This is a genomic window from Collinsella sp. AK_207A (genome assembly GCF_902501965.1).
Taxonomy (GTDB): Bacteria; Actinomycetota; Coriobacteriia; order Coriobacteriales; family Coriobacteriaceae; genus Collinsella.
This window is the reverse complement of the sequence record NZ_CABWID010000015.1, coordinates 112,527-136,609: the sequence shown is the minus strand read 5'-3', so window position 1 is coordinate 136,609 and position 24,083 is coordinate 112,527. Positions and strand designations below refer to the sequence as shown.

Here is a 24,083-nt window from a genome sequence, read left to right as displayed (position 1 = left end):
CTATTGGGGGTCGTAGGGAAGCCCAAACAGCGCACGATGAAGCTTGTCGCGGCGCTGCAGAAACGCGCCCGTTCGAGGCTGGAGCGGGTATCCCACGGCGCGTGCCATCGAGGGCAGCATAGCATCGAACTTCTCAAGATCGGCCATCTGCTCGTGATTGATCTCCAAAACGGTATAGCCCATGCTCTCAAGCGCCGTCCTCCTGCCGGAGGCAACGAGAAATCCCTGATCATCGGCATGAAATGCCATGCCCTGCACCTCAAGGTCCACCTTTGGCTCCATCCAGAGACAGTCGGCAACGGCAAAGGACCTTCGCGCCAACAGCCGCGCCTCCGGCGTGAAGTCGACCCTCCTGTTCAGATCCGGGGTCCCCCATGACTCTCCCCCGACTCGCCAGCCGGAGCACAGAAGGAGATATGCCCTGACCTCCTCCGGCGACGCCGCGCCATCGCGCGCCAGCGCAAGGGCCCGTCGCGCCATCGGCAGCCCCCGAACGCCTTCCAAGCGGTCGAGCGATGCTGCGATAGCATCTGTGCTAGTCAGGGGCGCGCGCTTCCACATATCCGTCAGGCGGGCGGTGCGATCGAACGTCGGCGACCACGGCAACGTCTCGCCTTCCTGGTCTAAGAAGCCCTGGCGTCGACCATTGCTATCGCTGTATCCGTAGATGCCATCTCCTCGAGATGATGAAGCTGCCAGCACGCCCCTGCTCAGAAGGTCGTTCAACACGAGCTGTATGCGCGGGTTCGACGGGATGATCGAGAACAGCCCACAAGCCTCGAACATGCGCTTTGCCATCGCCACCACATCGGTTTTACGCATGCTCAGGGAGGCAGACAGTTCGGGCGGCATGACGTACAGGCCGTTGCCCAGATCGACGAGCATGTCGGCGGGCAGGTTGCGGGGATACTCGTGCACGCGGAGAATCTCGCTCGCATGCCTGCTCTCGCGTACGTCGACCATAACGTGTACGGGTAGGCTCAGCCCCTTGAGGTCCGCGAGCAGGCGCCACCGGATCAGGCGCTCCGCCTCGCGTGCGTTGGCACGGAGCGGCTTCAGAATCTCCCGATCCAAGGAGGCGGCAGAGAGCATCTGATCGAGTAGGGCCGCATCGAGCCACCCCTCTCGCACCACGGGAGGGGTACGCCAGTATTGCCAAGCCGATATGTCGCATATAACAACCATGCCGCGACGCTACCATGCGCGTCTCGTGAGAAACCGCCGCACGGTTGGGGAACGCGCGAACATAACCGGTGAAACGCGTAAACGGTACTTTGCAATGCCGTCGGCGCCCGCCATACGGTTCAGTGCGGCACGCTTTTGCAGCGATGCCCGGAGATAAACACTAAAATGTAGAGTTTTTGACTCCGCGAGCACGACCGCGAGTTTTTTCATGAACAAAAGCCCAGTTGGGCGATTCGTCCAGACCGCGTATACCTGGAATCCCAACGAGAAACTCTACACTTTAGCGTTTATCTCGCCTCCAGATGCCGAACCGGCCATACGTCGGATTGGCCCGGCGCCCAAACCTGGGCGCCGGGCCGACTCCGCATGGCGGATCGACCCGCTCAGGAACGCTTCAGCGCGGCAGCTGCCTCCTTGGCCGTGGCCGTCGGATCGTCCGCCACGGCCTTGGCGGCGTCCTGTGCCTGGGTGAGCGCACGCGCCTGGTCCACGCTCAAACCGCCAGCGTCCAGCACGGTCTCCGCACGCGCGACCTCATCGGCCAGACGCGCGTCGGTGCGCTTCATCTCGGCGGCGAGCGCGTCGGCATCGAGCGCCTTGTCATACACCGCAAGGCTGGAGATGCGCCCGCCGAAGTACGGGTCGCCCCAGAAATCGATGCCGCCCAGGTGCGCGAAGGCGCCTGCCTTGGCCACGGCAGCGGCGAGGGCATGGTCGGCCGTACCCGTGGCGACCTTCTTGCCGTCCACGTAGAGCGAGGCCGCCGTGCCCTTCTGCACGCACGAGACGTACGCCCAGGTTCCGGCAGGTACCCCGGAATCGGCGACCATCCGCCGCTCGCCCGCGCCTTCCACGTTGAGACCGCTGCGGAAGGCGTCGTTCAGCGCCATCACGAAGAAGTTGTCTTTATCGGACCCCGCGCCCAGCATCATCTGGTTGTTCGAGGTGCTGTCGAGGTCGACCCAGGCAGAGATCGTCGCATCGCCCGAGAGCCCGCCGAACACGCCGACCGGAGTTCATCGGCATCTCTTCTCGATCAGATGGTTTAGGCAGTCCGGCTGCCCCGCAGGGAGGCGCCCTCGAACTGCCAGGCGCTCACGAGCGCCGTGATGGGAACGCAGAGCACCACCGCGATGGCGCCCACAAAGCTATGAATCAGCTCAACGGCCAGGTAATCCGAGGTCATGAACTGGTTGAAGTCGATTCCGTAGGCCAGAAGCAGCAGGAGCGAGGAGATGCCCGCGCCCGCGAAGGCCATGATGAGCGTTTGGCACATGGTGCCGATCATGTCGCCGCCAATGGAGAACGCCGAAGCCACCATCTGCCGCGCCGTCAGCTCCGTATGCACCTGCTTCAGCTCGAAGAGCGAGGAGGCGATGGACATGCACATGTCCATGACGGCGCCGAGCGAGGCCACGAGCACGCCGGCAAAGAGCACCTGCTGCACCTGGACGCCCGTGGATTGCTGCAGGATCACGAGCTCCTCGGCGCCTTCGTCGTTGAACCCGCTCACCTGGAGCACGGCCGCGATGGCCAGGTACACCAACGTGGCGGCAAGGAGCCCCAAGAGCGTGGAGGCGATGCCCGCAGCCGTTTTTCTACTACCGCCGTTCAGCAGCAGCATGGAGCACACGGTGATGATGGCCGCCGTGAGCAGGCTCGCCAAGATGGGCGAGACGCCGTTGAACATGAGCGGCAGCAGGAACATCACGATCATGAAGAGCGAGAAGGCGAGGCCGAGCAGGCTGCGCAGTCCCTTGGTGCGCCCCACCAGCACCATGCTCAGGGCGAAGACGCCCACGATCGCCGCGATACCGGGAATGCGGTCGTAGTTATAGATAGAGTAGTGGGGCTCCAGCCCCTCCTGGTTCTCCGCCTGCACGATGAGCTTCTCGCCCACCCGCGCGAGCACGTTGTGGTCGGCGGACATCTGGTTGAAGGCCACGACCGTCTTGCCGGCGTTCACGCCGTCCTCGATGCGCACCTCCACCTTCTGCGAGCCCAGATAGCGGCCGGTCCCCTCCTCCTCGGCCACGTCTTCCGAGACGATGCGAGTGACCGTGGCGACGGGGTAGGTGATACCGTTCTTGGCGAACATGCGGAAGCTCGCCGTCTTCAGCCCACCGAAGACGAGCACGACCACCACGATGGCGGTCATGGCAGCAATGGTCGCCAACTCGACCACGTGGGCGCGAGCCTGAGTCTTGAGATCGAACGTCAAGGAGAACCGTTCCTTTCCAAACGGGGCGGCCCGACCCGGGAACTTGCATCCCGTACAGGCCACCCCGATCACTTCCTCGTACACGCGGGATGGGCAGCAGGAGAGCTCCACCCATCCCGCGAGAATGGGATGCGCGCTAGCGACGCTTCTGGGCGAGGCGCCACGCGAGGGCACCGGCCACCAGCAGCACACCCGCTATTGCGAGGCCGCCCACGAGCGCGAAGGCATCGTCGCCGGTATGGGGCAGGTTGACGGGCTTGGCACCCGGCTTACCGGTGTTGCCGGTCTGGCTGCCGTTGGTGTTCTGGCCGCCGTTGCCACCGTTGTTCTGACTGCCGTTGCCACCAGGGTTCTGGCCGTTGCCGCTCTGGTTGTTTCCACCGTTGTTGCCACCAGGGTTCTGGCCGTTGCCAGCCTTTTTGACGGTCACCTTGAGCGAGGCGACCTCGACGCCGTTCGCCTCATAGGAGACGGTGAACTCGCCCGCAGCAGAGGTATCGACCTTCGTCACCTCGGCACCCGTGGCATCCGTCACGCGCAGGGTCACGCCGTCCTTGGCGACTTCCTTGCCGGTCTCGTCGTACACGTGCAGGTAGGAAAGCGCATCGAAATCATCGCCCACCTTGACCGTCACGGCCGAGACCGCCTTGCCCTCGGCGTCGAGAAGCTTGTAGGAGAGCTTGGTCTCGGGCTTCGCCGCTTCCTTCACGGTCACGGTCTTGGTCGCCTTGGCACTCTGGCCGTATGCGTCCTCAACGCTGTACGTGATGGTGTAGCTGCCCGCCTTGGAGGTGTCCACGTAGCGGACGTCCTTGCCATCCTTGTCCTTGATGGCCACGGTCACCCGGTCGGTCAGATCCTTGCCGTCAGCATCCTTCGCGGTAACACCTGTCATCGGGTCGAAGGCGTCACCCACCTTGACGGTCTCGTCGGCCTTCTCCACCGTGATGGTCGGCGCGACAGCGCGCTTGATGGTGAAGGAGTCGAGTGGCTGCAGCTCGTCCTGATCGGTGTAGTAGGTATCGAACTTGAGCTCGTTCGCGGTCACAGACACGTTGGTGATGGTCTGGCGCTTGCTCTGGCCCTGATGCGCCACCCAGCTCGGCAGGGCGTTGGGATTCAGGCTCCTGTTCAGGCTGTAGTACTTGGAACCCGAGGCGGAATTGGCCGTCAGGTAGAAGACCTCGCCCGCGGCCGGGTTCACGGCCTCGGTGGGTGCATCCTCGCCCTTGGACACGTTGTGGCCCTCGGGAATGACCGGCGTGCCGTTCTTGATGAGGTAGGTGCGCGTGAAGTAGTGATCGTGGCCCATGAGCACCGCGTCGATGCCCAACTCGGAAAACACCGGCGGCAGCTCGCGGCGGCGCTGCGCCACATCGGAGTCGTCGTAGTGGTTGGCGAGCGAGTACACGGAGTGGTGGAACACCACGATCTTCCACTTGGCGTTCGGGTTCTTGGCGATGGCGTCCTGCATGAATGCCTTGTGCTCGGAGGTCGTCAGATTGTTGGAGTTCAGGTCCATGAACAGCACGCCGTTGTAGGTGTACCAGTAGTCGCCGGACTGCGCGCCCGTCAAGCTCGCTGTGGAGCCCTTATCGCTCACGTTGGGCATGTTGTTGTAGTCGGTGTAACGCATGGAGCCGTTATCGTGGTTGCCCACCGTGGTGGCCTCGGCCAGCGACTTCAGCGCCTCGGGTGCGTAGTAGGCATCGTACTGGCCCTCGTTGCCGCGGTCGTTGATCTGGTCGCCCGCGGAGACCAGGAAATCGGCACCGCCGAGCTTCTTGAGCGCGCGGTTCAGCGTGTTGGACCAACCCGTCTGGTTGTCCTGAATGGAGCCGTTGCCGGCGCCGATCTGCGGGTCGCCCGCAAAGAGGAAGTTGAAGCTCTGGCCCGCGCCCTGCGCCCTGACGGAGAACTCGGCCGGGTCGCTCCACTTCTCGCTGTTGCCCACGCGGTAGAGGTAGGTGGTGTTGGCAGCGAGGTTGGAAAGCGTCACCTTGTTGGACTGGTAGCCGGCGCGCGTGGCGGCCGCCTGGGTGGCGGTCACCTTGGTGGCGGCGTCCTCGGGGAAGGCATCGCCCTCTTTATATCCGGCGGGCTTGGCCACGTACTCGACGTAGCTCTCGGCCGTGGAGGTACCCAGCCAGTTGATGTTGCGCGAGGCCTCGGTGGCGCCCACCTCGAGCGAGACGGCCTTGAGGTCGCCCGTGGGCTGACCGGGATCGGGAGCACCCGTGTTGAGGGTGAGCTTGGTGAGGTCGAAGTAGACGTCGGAGCTCGCGGGGCGGCCGTTATGGAGCTCCACCGCCACCACGTTGCCCGTGGCCTTGAGATTCAGGGCCGAGACATCGGTGACGTTGATGGTGCCGGTCTGGGGTTTGTCGGCGTTGGTACCGCCCCAGGTGTGCTGGCCCTCGATATCGCCGCCCATATTTCCGGTGTAGTTGTTCTCGGACTTGTTGCCCACCTCGGCGACCTTCACGCCGTTGATGTAGATGAAGGCGGCGTCGTCGTACTCGAAGGAACCGGTGATGGTCTTCACCGCGTTGGGATCGGTCACATCGAAGGTGGTGCGGAGGTAGTAGGCCGGGATGTCCTGGAGGCCGCCGGCACGGTACTGGGTGAGGAGCACCTGGGGCGTGTGTCCGTCGCCCAGATCGGCAATTTTACCCAACTTGGCGCCGAGGGAACCCTTACCCGTCTTCCAGGCCTGCTCGGTGACCGCGGGGCTCGTCTTCCAGCCGTCCGCCGGCTGAGCGTCGTCGTCGCGGTATTGCCACTCCGTGGTGCCGGACACCACGACGTCCGGGTTCTTGGCGTCGGCCTTGGCGGATGCGGGACGCGCGAACGCGCCGCCCAGCACCACGGTCAGCGCGAGGAGGAGCGCTACCGCGCACGCAGCCAGACCGCGCGCGAGAAGACGGCTACCCCCCGAATGAATCTTTCTTTGGAATACCGCAAGCTTGTGTTTCACGATTCGTCCTTCCCCTTCGATGTGCGCGCACGTGTACTCCCGGCGCATTCAAGGAGATTCTAGGAAGGCCACGTCAAGCCCCGGCAAGTGTCGTATCTGCTCTGGCGCAGAGTTTTGTAAGGGATGCGAGGGCCGCTTTGGTACGGTGTTTGGCGCCAAATGGAAGCGGGACAGCAGGTCAACCCCTCTGCTCACGCCTTTCGCGCGGGGTCGCCGATTCGCTTTGGGCGATGACACGTGCTTTACAGAAACGGAGCGAGGGAAGAATCGATTGCGAGCACCTCGGACCCGCGCCAGCCTGTCGCCTGCCTCCCCGCCCTCACCACGGGCGACGACGAAAAAACGCGCCCGGGAGAACCGGACGCGCTTGATCAGAACACCGATGCGGTGACTCAGCCTACAGCAGGCGCAGGCTGACCTCTTTCAGCTGCTTGGCCGAGACCTCGCTCGGCGCGTCGCTCATCATGTCGGAGCCGGAGCTCGTCTTGGGGAAGGCCATGACCTCGCGGATGGAGTCGGCGCCGGCGAGCAGCATGCACACGCGGTCGAGGCCGAGCGCGAAGCCGCCCATAGGGGGCGCGCCGAACTCGAGGGCATCCATCAGGAAGCCGAACTGCGCACGCGCGCGCTCCGGCGTGAAGCCGAGCTTCTCCAGGATCTTCTCCTGCAGCTGGGCGTCGTGGATACGCATGCCGCCGCCACCAGCCTCGAAGCCGTCCATGACGAAGTCGTAGGTGTGCGAGCCGCAGGCCAGGGGATCGGTATCGAGTTTGTCGATATCCTCCTCCATGGGCTGGGTGAAGGGCTGGTGCTCGGAGGCATAGGCCTTGCGATCCTCATCCCAGTGGAAGAGCGGGAAGTCCACGACCCACAGGAAGTCGTGACCCTCACGCGGCACATCGAGCGCGTCGGCCATGTGGCAACGCATGCCGCCCAGGATCTCGCAGCTCTGGAGACGCGGGCCGGCGGCGAACATCACGAGGTCGCCGGGCTGGGCGTCCACGCGCTCGCGCAGCGCGGCCATCTCCTCGTCGGAGAAGAACTTGACGATGGGGCTGTTGATGGAACCGTCCTCGCGGAAGGCGATCCAGGCCAGGCCCTTGGCGCCCAGCTCGCGCGCCACCGGCTCCAGCTTGTCGATCCGGCTGCGCGCCCAGGTGCCGGCACCCTTGGCGTTGATGCACTTCACCACATCGCCCTCGGTGTTGGCGGCGCTGGCGAAAACCTTGAACTTGGAATCCTTGAAGATGTCCGTCACGTCCACCAGGTGCATGCCGTAGCGCGTGTCCGGCTTGTCGATGCCGTAGGTCTCCATGGCATCCCAGTAGGAGATGCGGCGCAGCGGCGTGGGCAGCTCGACGCCCATGGCGGCGAAGGCATCCTTCAGCACGTCCTCGAGCGCACCCATGACGTCGTCCTGCGTCACGAAGCTCATCTCGATGTCCACCTGCGTGAACTCGGGCTGGCGGTCGGCGCGCAGGTCCTCGTCGCGGAAGCACTTGGCCACCTGGTAGTAGCGCTCCACGCCGCCTACCATGAGCAGCTGCTTCAGGAGCTGCGGGCTCTGCGGCAGGGCGTAGAAGTGACCGGGCTGGATGCGGCTCGGCACCAGGAAGTCGCGCGCGCCCTCGGGCGTGGACTTGAAGAGGCTGGGCGTCTCGACCTCCATGAAGGCGCGCTTGTGCAGCGCCTCGCGGATGGCGAAGGTGAAGTCGGAGCGCATCTTGAGGTTGGCCATCATGTGCGGGCGGCGAATGTCCAGGTAGCGGTAGCGCAGGCGCACGTCCTCGCCAGCCTCGATGTGGTCCTCGATCTGGAAGGGCGGGGTCTTGGAGCGGTTGAGCACGGTGATGGCGCTCACCAGCACCTCCACGTCGCCGGTGACGAGCTTGGCGTTCTCCATGCCCTCGGGGCGCTTGCGCACGGTGCCCGTCACCTTGATGGGCCACTCGGAGCGGATACCCTCAGCCGCATGGAAGGCCTCGCCGCCGGAATGCTCGGGGTCGAAGGAGATCTGCGTGACACCCTCGCGATCGCGCAGGTCCACGAAGATGAGGCCGCCGTGGTCGCGGCGGCGCCACACCCAGCCGGTGAGCGTGACCTCCTGGCCGATGTGCTCGCGGCGAAGCTCGCCGCAGGTATGCGTGTGCATGGAGTGGGGTTGGGCCATGTACGGTCCTCCTTGGGTCCGTGCCGCCCCGTGTCGGTGCGGGCGGCTGGTGTACAGACTGCGCGGATGCGTAGACAGCGTAGGCGCGCAAGCGTTCATGATAGCGCGGCGGCAGCCAACTCCCCCCAACAATGTGGAAGGCTCAGAAGTCGAAACAAATGGCCGCCGGCGCGCGGCGCGGTAGGCGGATACGGCGCGTCCGGGGCCTACTCGTAGCTGAGGTGCGGGTTCTCCGACAGGTCGCGCTCGAGGTAGCGAGCGGCGAGCCACTTGGCCATACCCAGGTTCTGATCCAGGTAGTTCCCGCACTCACTCGGCTTGGCACCGGGGATGTCGGCCTCCCCGCCCTCGAAGTCGCGCACGAAGGTGAAGAGCTCGCGCACGAGCGGCAGAATCTCCTCGCTCGTCACATCGCCAAAGACAACCAGGTAAAAGCCGGTACGGCAGCCCATGGGGCCAAAGTAGATCACGCGCGACTTCCACGCAGCGTGGTTCCTCAAGAAGGTGGCACCCAAGTGCTCGATGGTGTGGCACTCGGCCGTGTTCATAACCGGCTCGCGGTTGGGCGCGGTCAGACGCAGGTCGAACGTGGTCACGACGACACCCGTGGCGGGGTCCGCGTCGCGACGGCTCACGTACACCCCCGGCATGAGCACCAGATGGTTGACGGTAAAGCTCGCAATCTTCTTCATATCGTTCTCGGCCATGACGATCCCCCTTATTATGCGATCAATCGGTCAGCGCGATTGTACCGCTTGCGGGTGGTTCCGCCGACGCGCCCGGCGCTCCAACGCGATGCTCAGGAGCACAAAGCAGCAGGCGACCAGCGAGAACGCGGACCCGACCATGCCGGCGTTCGCGATGCCCGGCCCCGCCACCACGGCCCCGCCCACGGCGGAGCCGAACGCGATGCCGATGTTGAACGCCATGGGCTCGAGCGAGCTCGCCAGCGTGAGCGCCTTGGGATGCGCGTCGTAGGACGCTTTCATGAACATGGAGATGCAGGGCACGGAGACCACGTACATGCTGAGTGCGATGCCGAACACGAGCGCCAGGCCCGGCGCGGTGCGACCGCCCACAAGGAAGAGGGAGAAAAGGATGAGCGCCTGCGCCAGGAACGTAGGCACGAGCGACTTCAGGCCAAAGCGGGCGTCGAACCAGCCGGAGAGCAGGTTCGAGACCATGCACGCAAAACCGTATCCCATGAGCACCATGCTCGCCTGCACGCCGGTGAGGCCGAGTACCTCCTCCAGGTACGGCGTCACGTACCCGTAGAACACGTAGACGGCGCCCACGCCGAAGACGAAAATGCAGATGCCCGAAAGCACCTGCGGCTCTTGGAGGAGCGCGAGCTGCTCGCACGCCGTCGCGGGCGTGTCCGTCGCCCCCTGGCGCGGTAGCACGAGCACGAGGGCGGCGGAGACCGCCACCGCGAGCACGAGCGTGCCCACCATAACCAGATGCCAGTCGAGCGCGTCCGCCACCAGCTTGCCCACCGAGGTCACGATCACCATGGCAACGGAAAAGGCCCCGTACACCACGGAGATGGCCATGGAGGTGTTGCCGCGGCCGAGAAGCTCGGGAAGGAAGGTGACGCCCACGGCGAGGTACGCACCCGAGACCGCGCCGATCACCACGCGCGAGGCGATGAGCACGGGGAAGGTCGGCGCGATGGCTGCTACCACATTGCCCAGGCAGAACACAACCGCGTAGGCCACAAGCAGCTGGAACCGGCGGAACCGTCCCGTGCAGACCGCCAAGAGCGGCGTGCACACCGCGTAGGTGACAGCGAAGGAGCTCATGGTGAAGCCCACTGTCTGGAGCGTGACGCCAAACGATTGGGCGAGCTCGGTCTCGATGCCGATGACGGCGAACTCGGAGCAGCCGAGCGAGAAGCCCAGCATCACCAGCAGGGCCACGCACAGGTTGCGGCGGGAGCGCGGCAGGTTTGACGCCGCGATAGGAGACGAGGGCAGGGAGGTGCTACTGGACACGGCGCTTCAGCCATCCTTCCACGACGTCCGCCACGGCGGCGGCATCGTTGATATCCACGGTGGGCACGCTCAGGTTGGCACGCGCGGCCAGCGCGTCGTTGCAGGCCAGGGCGACCGTCGCGTCACCCACCAGGTCGAGCGAGCTCTGGTTGCGCAGGCGGTCGACCCCACTTCTGGCCACCACCACGTTCGGCAGGCCCGCGGACTTATAGCCCTCCACGACCACCACGTCCACATCCGTGAAGCGATCGAGCATGCAGTTGAGCGGCAGCTCGGTTTCCGTGCTCGCGTACTCGGCGTACCCCGTGGGGCTCACCAGCCCCACGTGCCTGCTGCCGGCCTGGGCGTGCCGCCAGGAATCCTTGCCCGTCTGGTCGATGTCGAAGCCCTTGTGGCCGTGGTGCTTGATCGAACCCACGCGGTGCCCGCGAGCGGTGAGCTCGGCGATGACCTTCTCCACGAGCGTGGTCTTGCCGGCATTCTGGTAGCCGATGAAGGCGATGGCAGGGGCCGGGCCGGCAACGGAGGGGGAACCAGCGTCGGAGGCCGGCGCCGGGGCAGAAGCCTCCTCGCTCGCCGCTCCCCCGCGCACCCATACGCCCGAGCGACCGCCCTCCTTGCGGAGCAGCCGCACGTCCACGATCTCCATGCCGCGGTCAACCGCCTTGCACATGTCGTAGATGGTGAGGCACGCCACCGAGGCGCCCGTCAGCGCTTCCATCTCGATGCCGGTCTTGCCCGTCACGCCGGTGGTGACCAGCACGTGGAAGCCCACGCGCCCATCCGGTCGAGCGCCCGCGCCGTTGGCGGGGATCGCCTCGATCTGAACCTTGCTCTTGGTGATGTTCAGCGGATGGCACATGGGAATGAGCTCGCTCGTGCGCTTGCATGCCATGATGCCGGCCACGCGCGCGCAGGCGAGCACGTCGCCCTTCTTGGCGCGGTCCTCGAGCACCATGGCCTGGGTCTCGGGATGCATGAGGATGCTGCCCTCGGCAAGCGCCACGCGCTGGGTGACGTCCTTCTCCGAGACATCCACCATGCGCACGTCACCGTGCTCGTCAACGTGGGTGAGGGTATCGCGATAGGCATCGCGCGGGGTATCGGGCATGGTTCCTCCTCGATCGAATGACAGCGTAAACCCGGCTGCCGGGACAACGGGCGCCGGCTAGCCGCCGATCTGCGACATCTGGCGCGCCGTGCCGCCGATTACCTCGTGCTCCTGTGGCTTGTGGGCGATGGCGTCGCGGTAGATGCGCAGCACCCGCCCGTCGTCGCCCGCGCGCAGGGCGGCCCGCACGGAGTACTCTGCGTCGCTGAACAGGCAGGGGCGGATGGAACCGTCCGCCGTGAGGCGCATGCGGTTGCAGCTCGCGCAGAAGTGGCTGGACATGGCAGTGATGAAGCCCACGGTACCGGCCGCGCCCGGGAAGCGCCAGTACCGGGCCGGGCCCGCGCCGTCGGGGCCCTCGCCGGATTCCACGGGCTCGAGCGCGCCCACGCCCGCCGCAACGCCGGCCGCGCTGATGCGCTCGCGCAGCTCCGTGCTGGGAACGGTGTCGCTCGCGTCCCATTCCTCCGCCCGGAGCACGCCGTCCTTACCCGTGGCGGCATCCGCCGTGCGGTAGCCGCGCGCGCCGGCGTCGCCGATGGGCATGTACTCGATGAAGCGCAAGTGGATGGGACGCTCCACCGAGAGCCGCGCCAGGCCGAAGACGTCCTGATCCAGGCGGCGCACCACCACGCAGTTCACCTTGACCGGTTCGAAGCCCCAAGTGAGCGCCGCATCGATGCCGCGCATGGTCTGCTCGAGCCTGCCCAGCCGCGTGATCTTGCCGAATTGGTCTGGCGAGAGCGTGTCGAGCGAGATGTTCACGCGGTCGAGTCCGGCCTCTTTGAGCTGCGGGGCCAGACGAGGCAGGAGCGCCCCGTTGGTGGTGAGCGAGATGTCCTCGATCTGCGGGATGGCGCGGATATCCGCGATGAGCGGCACGATACGGCGACTCACCAGCGGCTCGCCGCCCGTCAGGCGGATACGGCGGATGCCCTCGCCCGCCACCAGCTGCACGAAGCGGGCGATCTCTTCCGCCGTGAGCAGCTCACCGTGGGCGCGCGACGGCACACCCTCTTCGGGCATGCAGTACACGCAGCGGAAATTGCACTTGTCCGTGACGGCGATGCGCAGATACGTGATGTTCCGCCCAAAGCCATCGTGTTGTACCGGCATCATGCCCCTCCCCCGCCGCGGACCTCGCGCATGCCGCGCAGCACCGCCTGACGCAGCTCCGGCAAGCGCGCCTTGTCCATCTGCGGCACGCCCTCAAGCGGGTACGGGATACCCAGCTGCTCGTACTTCACCACGCCGAGCGTGTGGTAGGGCAGGAGCTCCAGGCCCACCACGCTGCGCCAGCGGCCGATGATGCGGCCCACGGCCTCGCACTCCTCCGCGGAGTCCGTGATGCCCGGTACGATGACGTGGCGGATGACGATCTGGATGCCCCGGTGCGCGAGCTCGTCGCCAAAGGCGAGGATGCGCTCGTTGGAGCAACCGGTGAGCCGCCGGTGCTCCTCCGGATCGGCGTGCTTGATATCGAGCAACACCAGGTCCGTGTGGGCGAGCACGGCGTCGAAGCGCTCGGGATGGCGCGGGTCGAACGCGTAGCCGCAGCTATCCAGGCAGGTGTGGATGCGCCCGTGCGGATCCTCGTGCGCCGCGCGGAACAGATCGGCCAGGAACGCGGGCTGCAGCAGGGGCTCGCCGCCGGAGACCGTGATGCCGCCGGACTTGTAGAACGAGCGGTTGCCCTCGAAGCGGCGGAGCAGATGCTCCACGCTCACCTTGGTACCGGCGTTCGGGCCGGCATCCCAGGTATCCGGGTTGTGACAGTACTTGCAGCGCATGGGGCAACCCTGCGTGAACACGACGAACCGGATGCCGGGCCCGTCCACGGTGCCCATCGTCTCGATGGAGTGAACCCTGCCCAGGGTGTAGTGCGAGGAAGCGAGCTCCCCCTCGTCCAATTGCTCAAGCGATACCTGCGCCACGGCAGCCTCCCGTCTTCTCGCGCCACATTCTAGCGCGTGGCCGGCACGGCGGCGCCGGCCACGAGCCGCGAGTGGACCACACCCGCCGCCACGGCCGCAAGCACCGGGACCACCCAGTTAAAGCCGAGGTCGGCAAGGGGAAGAGCATCGAAGGGCAGCCACGCGCCGGGCGCCAGAACGTCGCGCAGGCTCGTGGCCGCGCTCACCACGGCGGCGGTGACGGCGACCCAGGCCCACACGCGAGGTGCACGGTCGACCAAGCGGTGCAGCATGCCCATGAGGACGAGCACGATGGCCACGGGGTAGAGCGCGTTCAGCAGCGGCACGGAGAACGCGAGGATGGCGTCGAGCCCTGCCACGGAGACCACACAGCTGAACACCGCGAAACCAGCCACCCACGCGCGATAAGGGACGCGCGGGAACTTCTCGCTGAAGAACTCGGCGCAGCAGCAGAGCAGCCCGATGCACACGTTCAGGCAAGCCAGCAGGAAGATGACGGCGACGATGACGGTTCCCGCCAGGCCGAAATGCAGCGTGGCCGAAGCGGAGAGCACGTCGGCGCCGTTGGATACCTGGCCGGCGGCATTGCCGAGCAGCGTGCCCACAGCCGCCATGCCGCAATACACCAGCGCCATGAGCACGCCCATGAGCGCACCCGCCCGCATGACCTCGCGCGCCACGGCGGCATCTTCCGAAACGCCCAGACCGCGGATGTTCTGCGCGATCACGATGCCGAACGTCACGGACGCCAGGACATCCATGGTCTGGTAGCCGGTGATGAATCCCTGCAGCAGGGGCACGCGGTCGTAGGGCGCCTGCACGGGCTGGGGCGCGCTGAGCGGGGCTGCCACGGCGGAGACCACCACGACCACGATGAGCGCGATGAGGGCCGGCCCCGTCACCTTGCCGAGCAGGCGCGTGAGCTTGCCGGGGCGCAGCGCGAGCACGCCCGCGGCCGCGAAGAAGAGCACGGAGAACGCGATCGCCAACGGCGAGAAGGCGCCTTCGGCGGCCGCTCCCGTGGTCTCGGCGACCACCGGCACGAGCATCCGGTACGCCGTGGACGCGGTGCGGGGAATCGCCAGGCAGGGCCCGATGGAGAGGTAGATGAGGATGGCGAACACGAAGGCGAAGCGCGGATGCACGCGACCGCCCAACTGGTCCAGGTCGCCCACGAGCGCGCACGACATGACGCCGAACACCGGAAGACCGATGCCTGTCACCAGAAAACCCGCCACAGCGGGCACGCTCGCCACACCCGCCTGGTAGCCCAGAAGCGGAGGCAGGATCAGATTGCCCGCGCCAAAGAACATCGAGAACAACGTGATACCCACCAGCAGCGATTGCCGCGCGGACAGACCGTGGGACGAAGAGCTCAAGACCGTCTCCCTCAAACAAAAACGTGGTACATCGGGACATCCCAATGTACCACGTTCTCGTTTTACCGCGCGCCGCGGGCTGTCGGCGCGGTCTTCGCGCAGCCTACTGGCGGCGATGCTCCAGGGCGAGCGCGGCTCCCGCAACCAGGGCGGCGACGCCCATGGCAACGGTCACGGCCATGAGGGCCGAGCTGTCGTCGCCCGTCTTGGGCAGGGCGGCCTTCGTCGTCGGCTTCTTGGTCGCCGCAGGCGTCTTGGTGTCGTCTGCGGGCTTCTTGTCCGGGTCCGTCGGTGTCGGCGTCTGGTCGGGATCCTTCTTCGCCTCGTTCACGGTGATGGTCGCCTCAGTGGAGGTGGCAGCGAGGCCGACGGCGTTGGTGACGGTCACCTGATAGGTGGCGGAACCGGCCGTAGCGGTATCGACGGCGAGCGTGGAGCTCGTGGCACCTTCGATGGCGACGAGGTGCCCGTCCGAGCCCTTCTTGAACCACTGGTAGGCGAGCGTGGCATCGGAGCCCTCCACGCCGTCCGCGAGCGTGGCGGCAACGCTCAGGTCGGCAGCCTTGTCGCCCACGGTATAGGTGGCGGAAGCCGGCTGCGCGGTGATGGTCGGCGCCACGATGGCGGCACCGTAGGTGAGACCGGTCTTCATGGAGCCGGTCGCGGCGTCGTAGTCGCTCGGGACGAAGGCCGCAGAGGTGTCACCGGCCTTCACGAAGGCGCGCATCTCATCGAGCAGCGTCTTCGCCTTGGCGTACACCTGCTCACTCACGGCGGCAAACGCCTTGTTGGCGAGCTCCGTGCGTGCCTCGCCTGCGGGCGTTGTCTTCATCACAGCGTCCACGGCATCCTGCTGGGCGATGATCGACTTCTGCACCGCGTCCAGGTAGGCGCGCGTGTTCGCACCCATGCTGTTAAGGTAGCTGGAGGCGATCGTGTTGATATCCATCATGATGTAGTCGAGGTTCTTGCCGGTGACGTCGGGGGCCTCCTCGAGAGCGTTCTGCACACCGCCGCCGGCATGCGAGCCGTCGATGGTGTTCCATGCCGGGTACAGGTCCTCAGGCACCTCGGTCAGCAGCGCTGAGTAGCTGGGAATGAACACGCTGTACTCAGCGGGTGCCAGTGCCGTCCACTGCACCGCCGCGATATCGGAGGAGAGGCCGGAGCGAATCTGGAACATGCTCGTCTCAGTCGTGACCTGGCTACCGATATCGCTGTAGTTGCTCGTCGGGTTTCCACTCGTGCTCTTAGCGGCAAAGGAGCGCATCGCGGTAAAGGAGTCGATTTGGATGCCCGGTGTGAAAGCGAGCTGCGGACCCTCGGCATCGCTTCCGGAATCGAGCTGTGCCTTGAAGTAGTCGCGAGCCAGCTTGTAGCGGCCGTTCACATTCGAATCGCCATAGGTCTTGAAGATATTGGGCGTGCCATCGGCATAAGTCTGGAGCAGACGGGCATCCTGGGGCATCTCCACGATATTCGCGGAGTGCAGGCAGACGCTTTCGTCATCGAGATTCACCTTATACTGCAGGCCACTCAGGTTGGGCGTAACGGCAACCTTGTCGTCCGGCATCTTGAGGGCGATCCACTGATGCCCGGAGAGCTGGCAGAAGATGAAGGTCTCGCTGCTATCGGCGATGATGATCTGGTTGCATTCGCACGAGCCGTACTGGTCGATGATCGCGCCCAGTTTCTTCACGCCGTCGCGCGCGGAGTCGGCGATGGAGAGGATGACGTCGGCCAGGTTGTACTCGCCGATACCCGTGTCAACGACGGGGTCCAGAGCGCTGATGCCCGTGTTCATCGACGTGCTATCCGTCGCGGAGACCGAGACGCCGCGCTCGTTGATACCGGCCTCGGAATAGACCTTAGAGGCCGAGGCGCTGTTCTCGGCGCCCCACTCAGAGGGCAGGTCGCGCACGTAGGTGTAGCGATACGAGGTTCCCTGGTAGGTCCACTGGAACCCGGAGCCGTCGACAGCGCCATTCTCGTATGAGGTGAACTTCGGGTTCTCCTCACGCTGCTGAATGCCAAAGGCCTTGACGTAGCGACTGCTATAGTCCTCGGACCGCCCCACATAGGTATCGCCCGTCGTGGTCAGCGCCTTGCCCATGTAGATCTGCGTGCACGCGAGCGCCGAGATAGGCGAAGCCATGATCAGCGACGCGGCGAGCATACCCCCCCCCGCGATCTTGGCAATAACGGAACGCAACTTCATGTCGTGTCCTTCCCCCGAAGTGGCCGACGCCCGAATCTGCCGGTATCTCTCGGCGTCGCGAATAGGAGAACTATACGGCAGATAGCATTTCCGAACTGTGAACAGGCGAATACGGTTCGATAACGTTGGCCGGCCGATAGCAGATACCCTGCCAACGGCAAGCGCGGCACACGGGAACCGACCCCGTACACCGCGCTTTGGGCGCTAGACCAGCTTCACGATGGGGGCAAAGCCCTTCATGAGCTTCTTGACCTGGCCCATCTTCTCGAACTTGACCTCGATGATGTCACCGCTCGCCGCAACGACCGTGCCGGTTCCAAAGGTCTTGTGGCTCACCCGGTCGCCCACGGCGAATACCTCGCGCGCCTTCGCCACGTCGGGCTTGCGCTGCTCCACCACGGGTGCCGCCGCCTGGCGCTCGGCGCGGCCCCGGCCGCCGCCGAAGGTGGCGGGGCCCAGCCCCGCGTCGGGCCTCACGCCGCGATGCCGCTGCACGCCGCCCGCCGAGCGCGTGTACTGGCCGAACACGTTGCCGCCGTACTCCGCGCCGCCGGTACCGAACGTGCCGCGCCGATCCCCGCGCTTGTCGAGCCCCACGCCCGAGAAGCCGCGAGAGCCCACGCCCACGAGCTCGATATCCTGCTCGGGGATCTCGTCCAGAAAGCGCGAGCGGCGATTCTCCTGCGAGGAGCCGTACACGCGACGGTGCGCGGCATAGGTGAGAAACAGCCGCTTGCGGGCGCGCGTGATGGCCACGTACGCCAGGCGCCGCTCCTCCTCCAGCTTGCCGGGATCATCGTCCATGAAGTTGTTGACGTGCGGGAAGATCGTCTCCTCCATGCCCGCCACGAACACAGCTGGGAACTCCAGGCCCTTGGCGGAGTGCACCGTCATCATGGTGATGGCGGAAGACTCGCCCGAGAGCGCGTCCAAATCGGAGCGCAGCGCCAGCCACTCCATAAGAGCCGGGAGCGCCGGGCAGGCGAGCGCGCCGTACGTGCGCGTGATCTCGTCCTGCACGAGCGATGCGGGCATCGCGCCGTCCGCACCGGGCACCACGCTGGAACCGCCCGCAAGGGCCGGCGCGGCGTCCGGCACATCGGCCACGCCGGCCTGCCGGAGCTCCGCCAGACTCTCGAGGGTGCCCTCGATATCGTCGTGGGTCTCCTCGAACTCCGACGCTACGCCCAGGAATTCCTGGATGTTCTCGAGCCGGCTCTCGGACTCCATGCTCTCCTCGGCACGCAGCGCCTGCTGCAGGCCAGACATCTCGATGATGCGCTCCACCACGTCCTGCAGCTCGCCGTCCAGCCGCCGACCCTCGCGCACCACGCCCGTGAACTCGCCGAGCGCGTTGCGCACCTTGGCGGAGAACAGGCCCGTCTCGGCGCAGGCGAGCTCGCACGCCTGGAAGAAGCTCACGCCTCTCTGATGCGCCAGAAGCTCGATCTTCTGTACGCTCGTGGAGCCGATGCCGCGACGCGGCGTGTTGATGACGCGCTTGACGCTCATCTCGTCGGCCGGGTTCACGACCATCTTGAGGTACGCCATGACGTCGCGGATCTCGGCGCGGTCGAAGAAGCGCGTGCCGCCCACGATGCGGTAGGGCACGCCGCCGCGCAGGAACATGTCCTCGAGCACGCGCGATTGCGCGTTGGTGCGGTAGAAGACGGCGATATCGGAGTACGGCATGCCACCGTCGTTCAGCTTCTTGATCTCGCGGGCGATCCACGCGCCCTCGTCGCGCTCGTCGGAAGCTTGGTACGCCTGGATTTTCTCGCCGTCGCCCGCCGCGGTGAACAGCCGCTTGTCCTTTCGGCGCGAATTGCGGCGCACCACGGCGTTCGCGGCGTTGAGGATGTGCCCCGTGCTGCGGTAGTTCTGCTCGAGCTTGACCACCTTGGCCTGCGGAAAGTCCTTCTCAAAGTCTAGGATGTTCGTGATGTCCGCACCGCGCCAGCTGTAGATGGACTGGTCGTCGTCGCCCACCACCATGAGGTTGCCGTACTTGGCGGCCAGCAGGTTGGCGATCAGGTACTGCACGTGATTGGTGTCCTGGTACTCGTCCACGGAGATGTAGCGGAACCGCTCCTGGTACTTGTCCAGCACCTCCGGGCGCGTCTGCAGCAGCTCGAGCGCGCGTACGAGCAGGTCGTCGAAGTCCATGGCGTTGGCGGCACGCAGGCGGCGCTCCAGCTCCAGGTAGACGCGCGCGGCGGCCTGGGTGGGCGGGTCCGCGGCCTCGGCCTGCATCTGCTCGGCGCTCACGAGCGCGTTCTTGGCGGCGGAGATCTTGCCGCGCACCATGTTCAGCGGGAACTTCTTCTGGTCGAGGTCGAGCGCGCCCATGATGTCGCGCACCATGCGGCGCGAGTCATCGTCGTCGTAGATGGAGAACTGGCCGGTGTATCCCAGCAGGTCCGCGTCCTCGCGGAGCATGCGCACGCACATGGCGTGGAACGTGCACACCCACATGCCGCGCGTGCCGTCCGGCAGCAGTGCGTCCAGGCGCTCGCGCATCTCGGCCGCCGCCTTGTTGGTGAAGGTGATGGCGAGAATCTGCCAGGGGCGAACGCCCAGGTCGGCCACCATGTGCGCGATACGGTGCGTGAGCACGCGTGTCTTGCCCGATCCGGCACCCGCCAGCACCAGCAGCGGCCCCTCCGTCGTGAGCACGGCCTCCCTCTGCGCGGGGTTCAGCGAATCGATATCGATGGCGGGCTGCGTCATGGGCTGCCTTTCCGGTTGCTCTGGTTGCGAGATCTCGGGAGCTCGTCGGTGGTTGCGAGCACCCGTAAGCATTTGCGGTCCTCTAGTATAGCGGCCCGCACGGACACGCCCGGAACCCCCATAGGGAATCCGGGCGCCCCTGCGGGCCGCAGAAAGACGATTCACCGCACAACCGAACGACTAGAAGAGAAAGTTCGTTTTAGCCGTTCGGCAGCGCAGCGTTTTCTTAGCTTACAACCGCGCGGAAACGGCCTCCGCCACGCTCGCGCGGTCCACGAGCAGCTCCTCGTGGCTCCGCATGTCGCGGATCTTCACCTTGCCGGCAGCCAGCTCGTCGCCGCCCACGATCACCATCAGGCGCGCCCCCAGCTTGTCGGCCTGCTTGAACTGCGCCTTAAGGGAACGACCCTGGTAGTCGGCCTCAGTGCGCACGCCGGCCGCGCGCAGGGCCCGGCACACGTCGAACACCTCGCCGCGCAGCTCCGCACCGGCATTGGCCACGTACACGCACGCCGGCACCGGAAGGCCCATGTCGCCGCCGAACGCCTGGAGCGCCAGCAGCGCGCGCTCAAAGCCCACGGCAAAGCCGACGCCCGGCGTGGGCTTGCCGCCCTCGAGCTCCACCAGGCCGTCGTAGCGACCGCCGCCGCCAATCGACCCTACGCCCGCACCCGGTGCCTCCACCTCGAAGACCGTGCGCGTGTAGTAGTCCAGGCCGCGCACGAGGGTGGGGTCCTCCACGTACTGGATACCGGCCGCATCCAGGTACTTCTTCACCTGCTCGTAATGAGTGCGGCACTCGTCGCACAGATGGTCGGGGGCGAGCGGCGCGTCCTTCATGACCTCGCGGCAATGGTCGTTCTTGCAATCGAAGGCGCGCAGCGGGTTGATTTCGGCGCGCTCGCGGCACTCGTCGCACATCTCGTCGGCGTGGTCGAGGATAAACTGGCGCACGGACTCGCGATACGCGGGGCGACATGCCGGATCGCCCATGGAGTTGATGAGTAGGCGCAGCTTAGAGAGGTCGAAGCCCAGGCGCTTGTAGAACTCCATGAGCATGATGATGCACTCGGCGTCCGCTGCGGGATCGGGCGCGCCCAGCCACTCGATGCCTACCTGGTGAAACTGGCGCAGACGGCCCTTCTGCGGACGCTCGCCGCGGAACATCGCCTCGGTGTAGTAGAGCTTGACGGGAGCCGCACCCTGCGGGACCAGGTTGTTCTCCACCACGGCGCGCACCACGCCGGCCGTGCCCTCGGGGCGCAGTGCCAGCCGCTGCTTGGCCTTGAGCTTGGCGTCGGTGCCCTCCTCCAGCACGCGCGCGAAGTTGGCACCGGAGAACACGCGGAACATCTCCTTGCGCACCACGTCGGTGGACTGGCCGATGCCGTGCACGAAGACGTCGAGCTGCTCGATGGCGGGCGTCTCCACCAGCTCGAAGCCGTACGGCCCAAAGACCTCGGCGGCCACTTCCTGCATCCGCTGCCAGGCGCGCATCTCGCTCCCGATCAGGTCCTTCGTACCCTCAGCTCGCTGTGCCTGCATGAGCCATACCTCCTGCGTCGTCGTTTGCGCCCCACATTATACGCAATGTGGGATGAGGACGGACTGAACGGGCGGCGGCACCCCGCACGATGGAACCAGAGACCATCGTGCGGGACGCCCCAACCGCTACCGCCGGCGCAGGAAGGCGAAATGCGTCTCGGACAGCACGATCGCCAGGAAGATGAGGACGAACCCCGCGATCAGCCGGCCGGAGAGCATCTCGCCCGCCAGCACCACGGAGAAGAACACGCCCGAGGGACTCTCGAGGGAGAGCAGCAGCGAGCCCGTGCTCGAGGGAACGTGCGCAAGCCCCAGATTCTGCACCATGAGCCCCAGAAACGTGCAGACCAACACGAGGAAGGCGATGGTGGCCACGAGCTGCGGGGTCCACGCCGAGGCCGGAGGCGCCGCCTCCACAAAGGGAAACGCCGCCAGGCACCCCGCGCCGATGGAAAGGAACATCCAGAACGTCAGGGCCATCACATCCAGATTCGCCCCGAACTTGGACACGGTCACAATCTGCAGCGCAAAGAACAGGGCGCCGACCAGCGTGAGCAAATCGCCGGTCTGCACGGTGAGGTTGTCGAGCGCCACGAGCGCGATGCCCGCAAGGCAGAGCAGCGCCGCCCCCAGGTTGTAGCGCGTGAGCGGCTCGCGATTCACCGCATAGCTGATAAACGGCACGAGCACGCAATAGGTGCCCGTCAGGAACGCGTTCTTGCCCGCCGTGGTGTCGGTGAGCCCGAGGGTCTGCCACACATAGCCCATGCCCATGAAGAACCCCATGAGCAGGCCGACGGCCACATAGCGCCGATTCAGGTGCGCGCGGATACGGCGATGAAACGCCGCGAGCATCAAAAGCGCCGACCCGCCAAAGCGAATGCCCAGCAAGAGGAACGTCGGCACGGTCTCGACAACATCCTTCATCAGCGTGAACGAGAAACCCCAGGCAACGGCCATCGCCACGAGCATGAACTTCCAGAACAGCGGAGAGCGGGCGCCGGCACCGCGCAAGACGCCCGGTCCGGGCACGCGGTCCTCGGGCGCTACCGTCGCATCCGGCTCTTCCGCCTCGAGAAAGCGAGGAGGGGCAACGTTTTCCTGAAGACTCATCGCCCCTCCTATCAATCGCATGGTACGCGGCCACCGCAATTGGCCTACCGCACCATTCTATAACCAACCAATAGGGTTAATCGAACTCACGCAGCGCCTCGGACAGCTGCGCCAGGCCGGCGCGAAGCGTATCCTCCTGCGCGCAATAGCCCAGGCGCGCGCCGCGCGGCAGGTGGAAGCGGCTACCGGGTACCAGCAGCACGCCGCGCTCGGCCAGGATCCTGCGGCAGAACTGCTCGTCGCCCATGGGGATGTCGAGCGTGATGAACGAGGTGGACACGCCCTTGGGCGGCACCCAGCTCACGCGCGGCTCGTGGTCGATCCACTCCTGGGCGATGGCGCGGTTGCCGAAGATGACCTTGCGGTTGCGCTCGAGGATCTGCTCGCGGTGACGCAGCACGTGCACTGCCATGGCGTCGTTGAAGACGCCGCCGCAAATGAGCGTGTAGTCGCGGCAGGTACGCAGTTGGTCGGCGACCTCCTTGTTCGAGACCGTCCAGCCCATCCGGATGCCCGGCACGGAATAGGTCTTGGAGAGGCTGTTCGTGGCGATGCCGCGCTCGTAAAGGTCGACGATGCTCGCAAAATCCTCGCTGTTCTCCAGCGGGTAGTACACCTCGTCGGAAAGCACGTAAGCGCCCACGCTCCGGGCAATCTCAACGATCTGCTCGAGCGTCTCGCGCGACAGCACGGTGCCGAGCGGGTTGGAGGCGTTGTTGATGCAGATGAGCTTGGTGTTCTTGGTCACCAGGCGCTTGAGCTCCTCGATGTCCGGGTTCCAGTCGGCCTCCTGGCGCAGATGCCAGAGGTCCACGTTCGCGCCGAGCGTACGGGGAATCTCCCAGAGCGGATCGTACGTGGGGTACTCCGCCACCACGTGGTCGCCCGGGTGCACGAGCGTGTAGAGCGCGGCGAGATTGGCGCCGGTGGCACCGTTCATCTGCAGCACGTTGTCCGCGTCGATACCCTTACCATCAATGCCGCGGTAGAGCTTGGCGACCTCGGCCTTGAACTCGGGCGAGCCCTCGATCCAGCCGTAGTTCTGTTTCTCGCGGCCGAGCGCCTCGTAGAAGGCCGCGGCACCCGTGCCTGGGCCACCGTTCTCCTCGTCGCCCAGGGCAAGGATCTCGGCCGTGGTGAGCGAGGCGATCGTGGACTGCGCGATATCGAGCGCGGCGGACTTCTCCAGCTCGTTCAGCCACTCCTCCACGCCGATCGACTTGATGTTCATGGTCGTACCTTTCTCGCTACTTCAATCCAAAAGTAAAGGGTACCGGGAAACAGCTCCCCCGGCACCCTCGCTCGCACGATGAGACCGTGATGAAGCCCGTCGCCAGCATGATGATGGCAACGACGCCCAGCGCGCTCACTTACGTAAGCGGTGGAATTGAAACGTAAATGGTTTTCGGTTCGTTTTTGATAAACATACAGATAAAACACCCGAGCTCGTGGTTCTCGCTATCCTGAATCAGACCCTACTCGTACTTTTCTTTTTATGCATAGCAA

16 protein-coding genes are annotated in these 24,083 nt (G+C 65.6%); all 16 read right to left on the bottom strand.

Annotated elements, in window-relative coordinates; all coding sequences use genetic code 11:
- A complete protein-coding gene (locus GDJ97_RS05455; protein ID WP_152070282.1) occupies window positions 1-918 on the bottom strand; it encodes a hypothetical protein in 918 nt (305 codons plus the stop codon).
- Window positions 919-1,568: 650 nt separating this feature from the next.
- Window positions 1,569-2,189 carry a LamG domain-containing protein gene (locus GDJ97_RS05450; protein WP_152070281.1) on the bottom strand — a complete coding sequence of 207 codons (621 nt, stop codon included), beginning with the start codon at window positions 2,187-2,189 and terminating at the stop codon, window positions 1,569-1,571.
- Window positions 2,190-2,230: 41 nt separating this feature from the next.
- Window positions 2,231-3,406, bottom strand: coding sequence for a YibE/F family protein (locus GDJ97_RS05445; protein ID WP_152070280.1), 1,176 nt, complete (start codon window positions 3,404-3,406; stop codon window positions 2,231-2,233).
- A gap of 136 nt (window positions 3,407-3,542) precedes the next feature.
- Window positions 3,543-6,383, bottom strand: a complete 2,841-nt coding sequence (locus GDJ97_RS05440) for a metallophosphoesterase (RefSeq protein ID WP_193221323.1) — start codon at window positions 6,381-6,383, stop codon at window positions 3,543-3,545.
- 397 nt (window positions 6,384-6,780) lie between these two features.
- The gene (gene aspS / locus GDJ97_RS05435) at window positions 6,781-8,553 is read right to left on the bottom strand and encodes an aspartate--tRNA ligase (protein ID WP_152070278.1); all 1,773 of its coding nucleotides are present in this window, start codon (window positions 8,551-8,553) and stop codon (window positions 6,781-6,783) included.
- Window positions 8,554-8,759: 206 nt separating this feature from the next.
- A complete protein-coding gene (locus GDJ97_RS05430) occupies window positions 8,760-9,245 on the bottom strand; it encodes an S-ribosylhomocysteine lyase (RefSeq protein ID WP_152070334.1) in 486 nt (161 codons plus the stop codon).
- 45 nt (window positions 9,246-9,290) lie between these two features.
- The gene (locus GDJ97_RS05425; RefSeq protein WP_226808848.1) at window positions 9,291-10,547 is read right to left on the bottom strand and encodes an MFS transporter; all 1,257 of its coding nucleotides are present in this window, start codon (window positions 10,545-10,547) and stop codon (window positions 9,291-9,293) included.
- Entirely contained in the window at window positions 10,537-11,658 is a 1,122-nt protein-coding gene (moaC, locus tag GDJ97_RS09835) for a cyclic pyranopterin monophosphate synthase MoaC (RefSeq protein WP_152070277.1), read from the bottom strand. Before moaC ends, GDJ97_RS05425 begins: the two co-directional genes overlap by 11 nt.
- A 57-nt stretch (window positions 11,659-11,715) precedes the next feature.
- Window positions 11,716-12,774 carry a GTP 3',8-cyclase MoaA gene (locus tag GDJ97_RS05415; RefSeq protein ID WP_152070276.1) on the bottom strand — a complete coding sequence of 353 codons (1,059 nt, stop codon included), beginning with the start codon at window positions 12,772-12,774 and terminating at the stop codon, window positions 11,716-11,718.
- On the bottom strand, window positions 12,774-13,592 hold the full coding sequence (gene pflA / locus GDJ97_RS05410; RefSeq protein ID WP_152070275.1) for a pyruvate formate-lyase-activating protein: 819 nt from the start codon (window positions 13,590-13,592) through the stop codon (window positions 12,774-12,776). The genes GDJ97_RS05415 and pflA overlap by 1 nt, the downstream gene beginning before the upstream one ends.
- 29 nt (window positions 13,593-13,621) lie before the next feature.
- Window positions 13,622-14,971, bottom strand: a complete 1,350-nt coding sequence (brnQ, locus tag GDJ97_RS05405; RefSeq protein ID WP_226808846.1) for a branched-chain amino acid transport system II carrier protein — start codon at window positions 14,969-14,971, stop codon at window positions 13,622-13,624.
- A gap of 103 nt (window positions 14,972-15,074) precedes the next feature.
- The gene (locus GDJ97_RS05400; protein WP_226808844.1) at window positions 15,075-17,189 is read right to left on the bottom strand and encodes a C69 family dipeptidase; all 2,115 of its coding nucleotides are present in this window, start codon (window positions 17,187-17,189) and stop codon (window positions 15,075-15,077) included.
- A gap of 204 nt (window positions 17,190-17,393) precedes the next feature.
- Window positions 17,394-19,919 carry an ATP-dependent helicase gene (locus GDJ97_RS05395; protein WP_152070274.1) on the bottom strand — a complete coding sequence of 842 codons (2,526 nt, stop codon included), beginning with the start codon at window positions 19,917-19,919 and terminating at the stop codon, window positions 17,394-17,396.
- A 231-nt stretch (window positions 19,920-20,150) separates the two neighbouring features.
- On the bottom strand, window positions 20,151-21,464 hold the full coding sequence (gene hisS, locus GDJ97_RS05390) for a histidine--tRNA ligase (protein ID WP_152070273.1): 1,314 nt from the start codon (window positions 21,462-21,464) through the stop codon (window positions 20,151-20,153).
- A 126-nt stretch (window positions 21,465-21,590) separates the two neighbouring features.
- Entirely contained in the window at window positions 21,591-22,577 is a 987-nt protein-coding gene (locus GDJ97_RS05385) for a DMT family transporter (protein WP_152070272.1), read from the bottom strand.
- 76 nt (window positions 22,578-22,653) lie between these two features.
- A complete protein-coding gene (locus tag GDJ97_RS05380) occupies window positions 22,654-23,808 on the bottom strand; it encodes an aminotransferase (RefSeq protein WP_152070271.1) in 1,155 nt (384 codons plus the stop codon).
- Window positions 23,809-24,083 lie beyond the last annotated feature (275 nt).

Excerpts from the sequence above, each read along its gene's own strand:
- aspS (WP_152070278.1), bottom strand. The coding sequence starts at position 8,553 with ATGGCCCAACCCCACTCCATGCACACGCATACCTGCGGCGAGCTTCGC.
- GDJ97_RS05430 (WP_152070334.1), bottom strand. The coding sequence starts at position 9,245 with ATGAAGAAGATTGCGAGCTTTACCGTCAACCATCTGGTGCTCATGCCG.
- moaC (WP_152070277.1), bottom strand. The coding sequence starts at position 11,658 with ATGCCCGATACCCCGCGCGATGCCTATCGCGATACCCTCACCCACGTT.
- GDJ97_RS05415 (WP_152070276.1), bottom strand. The coding sequence starts at position 12,774 with ATGCCGGTACAACACGATGGCTTTGGGCGGAACATCACGTATCTGCGC.
- GDJ97_RS05400 (WP_226808844.1), bottom strand. The coding sequence starts at position 17,189 with ATGAAGTTGCGTTCCGTTATTGCCAAGATCGCGGGGGGGGGTATGCTC.
- GDJ97_RS05395 (WP_152070274.1), bottom strand. The coding sequence starts at position 19,919 with ATGACGCAGCCCGCCATCGATATCGATTCGCTGAACCCCGCGCAGAGG.
- hisS (WP_152070273.1), bottom strand. The coding sequence starts at position 21,464 with ATGCAGGCACAGCGAGCTGAGGGTACGAAGGACCTGATCGGGAGCGAG.
- GDJ97_RS05385 (WP_152070272.1), bottom strand. The coding sequence starts at position 22,577 with ATGAGTCTTCAGGAAAACGTTGCCCCTCCTCGCTTTCTCGAGGCGGAA.
- GDJ97_RS05380 (WP_152070271.1), bottom strand. The coding sequence starts at position 23,808 with ATGAACATCAAGTCGATCGGCGTGGAGGAGTGGCTGAACGAGCTGGAG.